The 10,138-nt window shown below is 65.1% G+C and carries 7 protein-coding genes and 1 pseudogene; 4 read left to right on the top strand and 4 right to left on the bottom strand.

Annotation, left to right across the window (positions count from 1 at the left end; all coding sequences use genetic code 11):
* A pseudogene (locus BMW74_RS23630) lies at positions 1 to 546 on the top strand (hypothetical protein); the annotation flags it as partial.
* Positions 536 to 1,663, top strand: coding sequence for a hypothetical protein (locus BMW74_RS23625; RefSeq protein ID WP_093426524.1), 1,128 nt, complete (start codon positions 536 to 538; stop codon positions 1,661 to 1,663). The pseudogene BMW74_RS23630 and the gene BMW74_RS23625, both read left to right, overlap by 11 nt.
* A 42-nt stretch (positions 1,664 to 1,705) precedes the next feature.
* On the opposite strand, the gene BMW74_RS23620 is transcribed toward BMW74_RS23625, so the two are convergent.
* From BMW74_RS23620 to BMW74_RS23605, 4 genes are all read right to left on the bottom strand, one after another.
* Positions 1,706 to 3,376 carry a ShlB/FhaC/HecB family hemolysin secretion/activation protein gene (locus BMW74_RS23620; protein ID WP_093426523.1) on the bottom strand — a complete coding sequence of 557 codons (1,671 nt, stop codon included), beginning with the start codon at positions 3,374 to 3,376 and terminating at the stop codon, positions 1,706 to 1,708.
* A 196-nt stretch (positions 3,377 to 3,572) separates the two neighbouring features.
* Positions 3,573 to 5,153 (bottom strand): collagen-like triple helix repeat-containing protein, encoded by a 1,581-nt coding sequence (locus BMW74_RS23615; protein WP_093426522.1) that lies wholly within the window; start codon positions 5,151 to 5,153, stop codon positions 3,573 to 3,575.
* Positions 5,154 to 5,475: 322 nt separating this feature from the next.
* Positions 5,476 to 6,330: a MaoC family dehydratase gene (locus tag BMW74_RS23610; RefSeq protein WP_093426521.1), complete on the bottom strand. Its 855-nt coding sequence runs from the start codon at positions 6,328 to 6,330 to the stop codon at positions 5,476 to 5,478.
* A gap of 2 nt (positions 6,331 to 6,332) precedes the next feature.
* Entirely contained in the window at positions 6,333 to 7,685 is a 1,353-nt protein-coding gene (locus BMW74_RS23605) for a 3-oxoacyl-ACP reductase (protein WP_093426520.1), read from the bottom strand.
* A gap of 208 nt (positions 7,686 to 7,893) precedes the next feature.
* Here BMW74_RS23605 and BMW74_RS23600 point away from each other — a divergent pair, with 208 nt between their 5' ends.
* A complete protein-coding gene (locus BMW74_RS23600; protein WP_093426519.1) occupies positions 7,894 to 9,171 on the top strand; it encodes an acetyl-CoA C-acetyltransferase in 1,278 nt (425 codons plus the stop codon).
* 72 nt (positions 9,172 to 9,243) lie between these two features.
* Positions 9,244 to 10,035, top strand: coding sequence for an AraC family transcriptional regulator (locus tag BMW74_RS23595; protein ID WP_093426518.1), 792 nt, complete (start codon positions 9,244 to 9,246; stop codon positions 10,033 to 10,035).
* Positions 10,036 to 10,138: the final 103 nt, after the last annotated feature.

Raw genomic sequence — 10,138 nt, 5'->3', positions numbered from 1 at the left:
GGCATGGGCCTGGGGTTTTATCATGAGGATCGCCTCACCAGCGTCGAATTCCCCTGCGCCGGCTTGCCGTTGGCCATCAGCCATTGGGAGGCGATCCGGGGCTTCATGGAGTACGAAGTCAACGACCTCAAGTCGATCCAGGACCCCCTCGACCTGCAAGGCCCCGACGACCCGCCCCACGAAGGTGTGCACACGTTCTACAACGCCCGGGCGCGCATGCACCAAGAGATCCGCGACGGCCAGCGCGGTTGGCTGTCGGGGTTCTTCTGGTACCTGTACCACGTCATGACCTTCTGGACGGTGCCCAACCACCTGGTCGAATGGGAGATCCGCCGTCTCAAGGCCATGGGCCGCAAAGCCCTGCCCGAGGTCATGCGCCAGTGGTCCGAGCCCTTGCCCAAAGAGCAATGGGCCAAGCCCAGCCCAGAGTTGCTGCGCATGAGCGAACAAGTGCGCGCCTTGCACAAGCGTCAGCCGCGGCGGCCAATTACCGAGATATTTGCCGAGGTGTATCGAAGTAAAGAGCGGGCTGAACATGGCCGATAACCTTGATAGCGCCATACCCCAACCGCAACTTGAACAGCCTTACAAGGCGGGTGATGTTGAGCCGTTCCCCAGTGGCCGAGTGACCTATTTAGCACCGCTGCCATTGCCCTCGCCGTTGCCGTTGCCGCCCCACGGGCCGCATATCGACGAATTGAACGATGTATACATCGACTTCGGGATGCCCTTGCCGGAAGTCTTTATGTGGCAAATGACCCTCGGGGTGCCATTTACGCTCATCTTTATGCTTACAGTCCTAGCTCCACTGTTTGCCAGCTTTATGTTTTTTTTATTTGGCCTTGGTTGGGATGATATCTCTGACGCTTTTGTGGGGGCGTTTGATGCCGCCTACGGATACGCCTTAGTAACCGGCTTCTTCACCCTATTCATCTGCCTCGCCGTCTGGCTCAACGTCCACAACAAGCGCATCACCCTCATTCCCACTCGCTTCAACCGCCAACGCCGTGAAGTCTGCTTCATGCTTAACGGTGCCACCGAGCCGACGTTTATTCCCTGGGAATCCCTCTCCGCCTGGGTCATCGAAGCCCAGGGCGTGACCCAATATGGGGTTCACCGCCAGTACGGCATGGGCCTGGGTTTTTATCATGAAGATCGCCTCACCAGCGTGGAATTCCCCTGCGCCGGCTTGCCGTTGGCCATCAGCCATTGGGAGGCGATTCGCGGCTTCATGGAATACGAGGTCAACGACCTAAAATCGATCCAGGACCCCCTCGACCTGCAAGGCCCCGACGACCCGCCCCACGAAGGCCTGCACACGTTCTACAACGCCCGGGCGCGCATGCACCAAGAAATCCGCGACGGCCATATCGGTCGGCTGTCGGGTTTCATCTGGTACCTGTACCACGTCATGACCTTCTGGACGGTGCCCAACCACCTGGTCGAATGGGAAATCCGCCGCCTCAAGGCCAAGGGCCGCCAAGCGCTGCCCGAGGTCATGCGCCAGTGGTCCGAGCCCTTGCCCAAAGAGCAATGGGCCAAGCCCAGCCCAGAGTTGCTGCGCATGAGCGAACAGGTGCGCGCCTTGCACAAGCGCCAGCCGCGGCGGCCAATTACCGAGATATTTGCCGAGGTGTATCGAAGTAAAGAGCGGGCCCAGTAATGGGCCCACTCATCCACGAAGCATCCACGAAGCGAGCCAGCCCTACAACTGATAGCTAAAGCTCAAGCTGTAGCGCGTGCGCCGATTGAAAGTGTCCAGCGCTTCGTCGGACATGGCCTTGGCCGCTTCCAGGGCGATGTTGTAGTACTTGGCGTCGCCAAAGCGCAGGCCGACGGCGGCCGAGGACAGGTCGCTGCCCTTTACCGGCAGGGTGTTGAACCAGGTCTTGGCGCGGTCCAGGACCACGTAGGGTTGCAGCACGCGGACCCAGGTGCCGTCGCGGTTGAAGCTGTAGTTGACTTCATAGGCGGCGCCCCAGCCCTTGTCGCCGGAGGCCTGGTCGTCGGGGTAGCCGCGGCCGAAGTTCTGTCCGCCGAACACCGCGCGTTCGCTGTCGGGCAGGGTGTCGTCGCTCCAGTACAGGGCGGCTGACAGCACGCCTTGCCAGTTGTCGAAGAACTTATTGCTTTGTACCCCCGAGAACCGCGCGCGGAAGAAGTCCAGGTCGTAGGCCGGGTTGTTGGTGCGGGCGCCAAAGTCATTGATGCCTTGATACATGCCGGCGCTGATGATGCGCAGTTGGCGCTCATCGGCCTTGCGCCAGTCGCCTTCGACGGCCAGGGCGCGGATGTTGGTTTTGTCGTCGGCGGTCAGGTTCGAGCCGCGCACGGTGTAGTGGGTCTTGTCGTCCACCGTGTAGACCTTGGCCCCGGCGTTGAATTGCTCGGTGGGCGAGGCCACCAGCGCATGGGTGAAGCCCAGGGAGTAGCGATCGGTTTCGCGGTGGGACTTGAGTTCGTAGCCGTTGTCCGTGACCAGCACGGCGGCCGGATCGGCGCGGTAGCGGGAGCCGGACGCCACCAGTTGGGTGCCCTCGGCGTTGAGGAACTGGCTGTAGTCCAGTTGGTAGTATTTTTCGTGGTCGTCCCCCGGTGGGAACAGCCCGGTGAGGGTCAGTTTTTCACCCATGGAAGTCTGCGACTGGCTGCTCACGCCGAGCAACGCCTGGGTGCCCTTGCGGTTGTCTTCCAGCATGCTCAAGGTGCTGCCGAACGGTTTGCGGCTGGCCTGGGCCATCAGGTAGCTGGCGCCGTCGGTGGTGCCGGGTGGCGGCACCTGGGCTTGCAGGGTGATCCCGGGGATACGGCTCATCAGCGTGGTGTAGCGTTCGAACGTCTTGCGGGTCAGTGGGCGTTCGGCCGAGAGCTTGGCCACCAACTTGTCGAGCAAGGCCTTGGAGCGTCCGACATCGCCCTGCACTTGGTAGTCCTTGATGTAACCCTCCACCAGCACCACGCGCATCACGCCTTGGTCGAACGACTGCTGCGGCAGGAACGCGTAGGACAGCAGGTAGCCGTCGGCCTGGTAGCGACGCGTGATGTCGCGGGTGGCCTCGATCCATTGGGCCAGGGTGGTCTGGTGGCCGAGCAAGGGTTGATAGGCCACGGCCAGCTCGCTCAACGGGTAGATCGTCCCGCCTTCGATCTGCAGTTTGCCGATGGTGACCTGGGTGCCCATCATCAGTGGTTGCCCGGCGGTGGCCGAGGGCTCGGGCACGTTCAAGGGCGCTGCCGGCGGACGATAGGCATCTGCGGGCAGGTTGGGCGCCGGCAGGGTGCGTGTGGTTTCGTTGGTGTTGAGGAAGCTGGGAAGGGAGTCGGCGTGGGTATAGGTGCAACAGGTGAGAACCAGCAAAGAAGCCAAAGCGCGCATAGGACACTCCATGGTCAAAACAGCGGCATCGCTAGAGGGCTGTCAGTCCGCGGCGCCCCTCAGGTTCTCGGCCATGATTGGGGTCGGACGACGTCATGCTCCAGATAAGAAAAAGACGGAAGACTCATCAGAATCTTCCGCCCTCAACCAAGCGTAGGCGCTGTAGGAAGGGCCGTCGAATCGGCCAGGTGCAATTCTATTTTTTGTGGCTGCCCAGGGCGCCGGTCAAACCACCCAGCAGACCACCCAGACCACCTGTCGTACCGCCAGTGCCACCCGTGGCACCGTTGAGCAGATTACCCACCGAACCGACTGTTGCGCCGACCGCGTTGACGGTGCCGCCCACCGCGGCAACCACGGGGTTTGGCGCCGCTGCGGTGATGGTGTTGCCCAGGCCGCTGACCGCGCCGCCCAACTGATTGGTCAGGCCGGCGACGGGACCGCCCAGGCCGGTTGCGCCGCCGATTTGTTGGGTCAGGCCGGCGACGCCGCTGGTGACTGGATTCAATGCGGCACCCACGGTGGCACCAACGCCGGTCAAGCCGGCGGTTGGGCCAAGGTTCGGGCCGCTGCCGCCGAGCGAGGCAACCAGGCCGCCACCTGTCACGCCCGTACCGGTGGCGGTGCTGATGGTGGTGTTGGTGTTGCCGATGTTGACCCCGTTGCTCAGGTTGACCACCGCGCCGCCGACGGTTTGCAGCAGGCCGCCGCCCAGACCACCGCCCAAGCCGCCGCTGCCGGAGCCCGTGCCGGCGTTGGCCACCAGGCCACCGGTGGCACCAACGGTGGTGCCCACGTTAGTCAGCGCGCCGCCCAGGGTGCCGGTGACCGGATTGCCGCCACCGGCTGCGGTGACTTTGCTGCCCGCCGCGCCCAGGGCGCCGCCGACACCATTGAGCAGGCCATTGATCGGGTTGCCCAGACCGGTTGCGCTGCCGACTTGGCCGGTGACGTTCTGCGCCAGGGAGAGAACGGGGACCAGGACTTTGTTGCCCACGCCATCGGTCAGTGCCGCCACGGGGCTGTTGTTGCCGCTGGTGAGGTCCGTCACGGTGTTGCCCAGCATGGTCACCTGGGTGCCGACGTTGCCCAGCACCGGCGTGACCTTGCTGATCACGCCGCCCACCACCGGAATGTTCTGGGTGGCGGTCGCCAGTTTGCCGCTGATATCGGTGACGCCGGTGCCGACGTCCGACACCACGTTGCCGGCCACGGCGGTGGTGTCACTCAGTGCATTGGGGTTGGTGCCGAGGGTGCCCAGGCCATCGGTCAGGCTTTTGCCCACGGTGTCGACCACGTTGCCGGTGGTGTTGACGGCACTGGCCACTACGCCGCCGACGACGGGCACGTTCGATAGACCGTTGCCGATGTTGCTGACGCCGTCACCCACGCCACTCACGGTTTTGCCCAGGTCAGAAACAATGGTGCTGGTGACCAGGGGAGGGTTGGTTGGAGGATTGGTCCCGCCGCCGCCGGGATTGGTGCCGCCGCCTCCGGGGTTGGTCCCGCCACCACCGGGATTGGTCCCGCCGTCACCCGGATTGGTGCCGCCGCCCGTGCCACCGGTCCCCGCGGTGTCGCCGCCACCGGTTCCGCCGGTTCCGCCGGTGCCTGAGCCGCCACTGCCGGCGCCACCGCTACCCGCGCCGGCGGTGGAGTCTGGCGATGAACTGGAACTCTTGTGATGACCGCCACCGCCGCTGCTGCACCCGGCCAGGCTGAGGCTCAGGATCAGGGCCAATGCGGTACTGGTTTTCAACAATACGTGAGTGTTCATGAGGGAGTTTCCTTGCACCTGTACAACGACCGTGGTTTTCGATGGCTTGCCGGTTCGTTCGCTGGCAATGCCTCGTCCGTTGCCAACATCTTTAATTCAGGTGCTGTTGCACGCCATTCTCAAGTTGGTATTAACCCCTTATATAAAGCGCGCGCCGTCGCGCCTAAGGATTAATACCAAGGGCAGGGGGATGAAGCAGGTGGTTGAATAAAGCTGTTTTAAATCAAGCAGGGCAGGGGGAGTAAAGCGGCGGCGGCCCGTTAACTCACTTAAGTGATATACACACAATTAATCAGCGTGAAGGGGGCCGATGGCGCCGGGATCAAGCCAGTGGCCGCCAAGTGCCCCGCAGGTGCTCAAGTCCACCGGCACCGACCAGTTGCACGTCACCGTGGTTGCCCGGGGCACTGGCCGATAGCATGACCTCGCTGGGCAGGCGCACCGGCTTTTTGAACTGCACCGCGATCTCGACGTTCGCCGTCGGCAGGTGGCTGCTCAGCGCCGCCAGGGCGCGGGCCTTGATCCACAAGCCATGGGCAATCGCGGTCGGGAAACCGAAGCACCTGGCGCTGATGGCGCTCAAGTGGATCGGGTTGTAGTCGCCCGAGACCCTGGCGTATTGGCGGCCAATCTCACTGGGCGCCCACCAACGTCCGGCGTCGGCCATCGCCAGCGCGCGGTGCGGCACCGGCTCGGGTGGATCGCCGGCCAGTTTCACGCCCTTGCAGAGCATCTGGCTCTCGGCTTCCCAGAGCGGTCCCAGGGCGTCGTCCAGGGTGGTGAGCACCTCGAACGTCGCGCCCTTGGGGTGCGGTTGCAGGTTGTGCACCTGCACACTGACCTGCACCCGTCCCACACTGCCCAGCGGGCGCAACAGGCGAATGCGATTGGCCAGGTGCACCAGCCCCAGCAGCGGGAACGGGAACGCGTCGGCGGTCAGCACGTGCATCTGCACCCCGAACGCCAGCACATGGGGGTAGGTGGCCGGCAACACGCCGCCCTCGGGGTAGCCGCAGACCTTGCGATAGGCCGCCAGGCGTCCCGGTTCGACACTGACCCAGCAACGCAGCCCCTCTTTGGGCAGCGCGTTGCCGGTGATCTGCCGGCGCGTGGCCGCTCGCCAATACAGGCCCGGCAGGCTCGGTGGATGGCTCAGGGACTGCCACTGGATCGTCATGTTCAGGCTCCCAAGACGCTCTGTCCGCAGACGCGCAACGCTTGCCCGCTGACCGCGCCACTGCCCGGCTGGGCGAGCCAGGCCACGGCTTCGGCGACGTCTTGCGGCAGGCCGCCTTGCCCCAGGGAACTCATGCGCCGACCGGCCTCACGCAAGGCGAAGGGGATGTGTGCGGTCATTTGGGTTTCGATGAATCCGGGGGCCACCGCGTTGAGGCTGATCCCGCGGTCCTCCAGCAGCGGTGCCCAGGCTTGCGCCAGGCCAATCAAGCCGGCCTTGCTGGCGGCGTAGTTGGTTTGCCCGCGATTGCCGGCGATGCCGCTGATCGAGGCCAGCAGGATTACCCGGCCGTTGTCGTGCAGGGTGCCGCTGTCGAGCAGGGCCTTGGTCAGGACCTGCGGCGCGTTGAGGTTGACGGCGAGCACCGCGTCCCAGAACTCCGGGGTCATGTTGGCCAGGGTCTTGTCACGGGTGATGCCGGCGTTGTGTACCACGATGTCGATGCCGCCGGGCAGTTGCTCGATCAGGCGCGTGGCGGCGTCTTCGGCGCAGATGTCCAGGGTGATGGCCTGCCCGCCCAGGCGGCCGGCGAGGGCGTCGAGATCGGCCTTGGCCGCGGGTACGTCCAGCAACACCACCTCGGCGCCGTCGCGGGCCAGGGTTTCGGCAATCGACGCGCCGATGCCCCGCGCCGCGCCGGTGACCAGCGCCTGGCGCCCGGCCAGTGGACGGGTCCAGTCCTGGACCTGGGTGGCACAGGCCTTGAGCCGCACGACTTGGCCCGAGACATAGGCACTCTTGGGCGACAGGAAGAACCGCAGCGCGCCCTCCAGTTGATCCTCGGCCCCGGCCCCGACGTACAGCAACTGCAGGGTGCCGCCGTTGCGCAATTCCTTGGCCAGTGAACGGCTGAATCCCTCCAGCGCCCGCTGTGCGCTGGCGGCGAATGGGTCGCTGAGAGTCTGCGGGTCGCGCCCCAGAATCACCAGGTGGGCGCTGTGATCGAGGTTGCGCAGCAACGGCTGGAAGAACTCGCGCAACTGCTTGAGCTGCCCGGTGTGTTGCAGGTCGCTGGCGTCGAACAGCACGGCCTTGAGCGTGGGCCCGTGGCCGGGAATCCACGCCTGGGCCAGCAACGGCTCGGGGCCGTAGCTGTAGATGTGCTCGGTGAGCTTGTGGGCGAATGCGCTGACGTTGCGTGCCAGCGGCCCGCCACCCAGCAGCAGCGCACCGTCCACCGGCCGCAGGCGACCCGCCTCCCAGCGCTCCAGGCGCGCCGGCGACGGCAGGCCAAGGGCGGCGACCAGGCGCTGGCCGAGGGACGAATTGGCGAAGTCGATATACCGGTCTGACATGGAACGTCCTCTCACAGGTGAGGTTCAAAGTGTGGACCAAGAATCGTGATCAGTCGTTCGATTGGCGAGATAAAGCCTACGCTTGATCGCAGCAGATCGTTCCATGTGGGATCGAGCACGATGCCCAAACCAGCGCGGCCCCTCTGTGGGAGCAGGCTCGCTCCCACAGAGTGAGGTGGAGCATTCAGACATTGATAGGGAGTCTTTCATGACCCAGCTACGTCGCGTCGCGATCATCGGTGGCAACCGCATTCCGTTCGCCCGCTCCAATGGGGCCTACGCCACCGTCAGCAACCAGGCAATGCTCACCGCCGCGCTCGAAGGCCTGATCGAGCGCTATAACCTGCATGGCCTGCGCCTCGGTGAAGTGGTGGCCGGGGCGGTGCTCAAGTTGCCGCGGGACATGAACCTGACCCGCGAGTGCGTGCTCGGCTCGCGGCTGTCGCCGATGACCCCGGCCTACGACATCCAGCAGGCTTGCGGCACGGGGCTGGAGGCGGCGTTGCTGGTGGCCAACAAGATCGCCCTGGGCCAGATCGACTGCGGCATTGCCGGTGGCGTCGACACCACCTCGGATGCGCCGATCAGCGTCAGCGAAGGCCTGCGCAAGGTCCTGCTGCAGGCCAACCGGGCCAAGACCACCGGCGACAAGCTCAAGACCTTCCTGCAACTGCGCCCCCGGGACCTGATCCCCGAGTTCCCGCGCAATGGCGAACCGCGCACCGGTTTGTCCATGGGCCAGCATTGCGAGTTGATGGCCCAGACCTGGGACATTCCCCGCAGCGAACAGGACCAACTGGCGCTGCAGAGTCACCAGAAGCTGGCGGCGTCCTACGCCGAGGGCTGGCACAACGACCTGATGACGCCGTTCCTGGGCTTGACCCGCGACAACAACTTGCGCCCGGACGTGACCCTGGAAAAGCTCGCGGCCTTGAAACCGGCCTTCGAGAAGAGCGCCAAGGGCACGCTGACGGCCGGCAACTCGACGCCGCTGACCGACGGCGCCTCGCTGGTGCTGCTGGGCAGCGAGGCGTGGGCCAAGGCGCGCGGCCTGCCGATCCTCGCCTACCTGCGTGACGGCGAAGCGGCGGCGGTGGATTTCGTCAACGGTGCCGAAGGGCTGCTGATGGCGCCGGTGTACGCGGTGCCACGCTTGCTGGCGCGCAACGGCCTGAGCCTGCAGGACTTCGATTACTACGAGATCCACGAAGCGTTTGCCGCCCAAGTGCTGTGCACCTTGAAGGCCTGGGAGGACGCGCACTACTGCACGACCCGCCTGGGCCTGGACGGGCCGCTGGGCGCCATTGACCGCAGTAAGCTCAACGTCAAGGGCAGCTCGCTGGCGGCCGGCCACCCGTTTGCCGCGACCGGTGGGCGCATCGTCGCCAACCTGGCCAAGCTGCTGGATGCCGCCGGCCAGGGGCGCGGGCTGATTTCGATCTGCGCCGCGGGTGGCCAGGGGGTGACGGTGATCATCGAGCGCTGATTGAGTTTGTCAGTGTCGTTGACATGGCCTAAGGTCGGGGCTTTCGCCCGTCTCGCGATGTAAGGTCCTTCCATGTCGGCTAACGGACAAGTTTCCCTCGAACGCAGGATCCCCACCCTGACGGCGTTGCCGCGGCCGTTGTATGCGCGGGCGGAAAGCCTGAATGCCGGCTCGTGGACGCCGCCTCATCGCCACGACTGGGTGCAGTTTTCCTACGCCATCAGCGGCGTGCTCGGCGTGCATACCGACGAAGGCAGCTTTTTTGCGCCGCCGCAGTGGGGCATCTGGATCCCCGCTGACCTGGAGCATCAGGTGGTGACGTCGATGCGCGCGGAGATGCGCAGCCTGTACGTGCGCCGCGAAGCCTGTCCGTGGGCGGACGGCCGGTGCCGGGTGCTGGAAGTCACGCCGCTGGCGCGGGAGTTGATCAAGTCGTTTTGCCTGCTGCCAGTGGAGTACCCGCAAGGCGACAGCCACGAGGCGCGGCTGGTGCAGGTGCTGCTGGATCAGTTGGCCAGCCTGCCGCAAGTCGGTTTCTCCCTGCCGCTGCCTCGGCACCCGCGGTTGCTGGGTTTGTGCAATGAGTTGATCGAGCGCCCGGAGCAAAGCGTCACCCTCCAGGGCTGGGCCGAGCGCATGGGCACCTCGCAGAAGACCCTGATGCGCCTGTTCCAGCGCGAAACCGGCCTGAGCTTTCGCAGTTGGCGCCAGCGCATGCGGTTGTTGACGTCACTGAGTGTGCTGGAGAACGGCGACAGCGTGACCAACGCGGCGCTGGCCAGCGGCTACGACTCGACCTCAGCCTTCATTGCCGCGTTCAAGGGCTTGTTCGGGTTTACCCCGGGGGAGTTGTTTCGTCAGTGAGGACGCTGTCGCGAGCAAGCCCGCTCCCACCCGGATCTTCAGTGACCACACACCCTGCACCCGCCCTGGATCCCCTGTGGGAGCGGGCTTGCTCGCGAAGGGG

This window comes from Pseudomonas sp. ok272 (assembly GCF_900109995.1).
Lineage (GTDB): Bacteria > Pseudomonadota > Gammaproteobacteria > Pseudomonadales > Pseudomonadaceae > Aquipseudomonas.
Note: the sequence above shows the minus strand (reverse complement) of the source record. Positions and strands in the feature narration are given on the sequence as shown.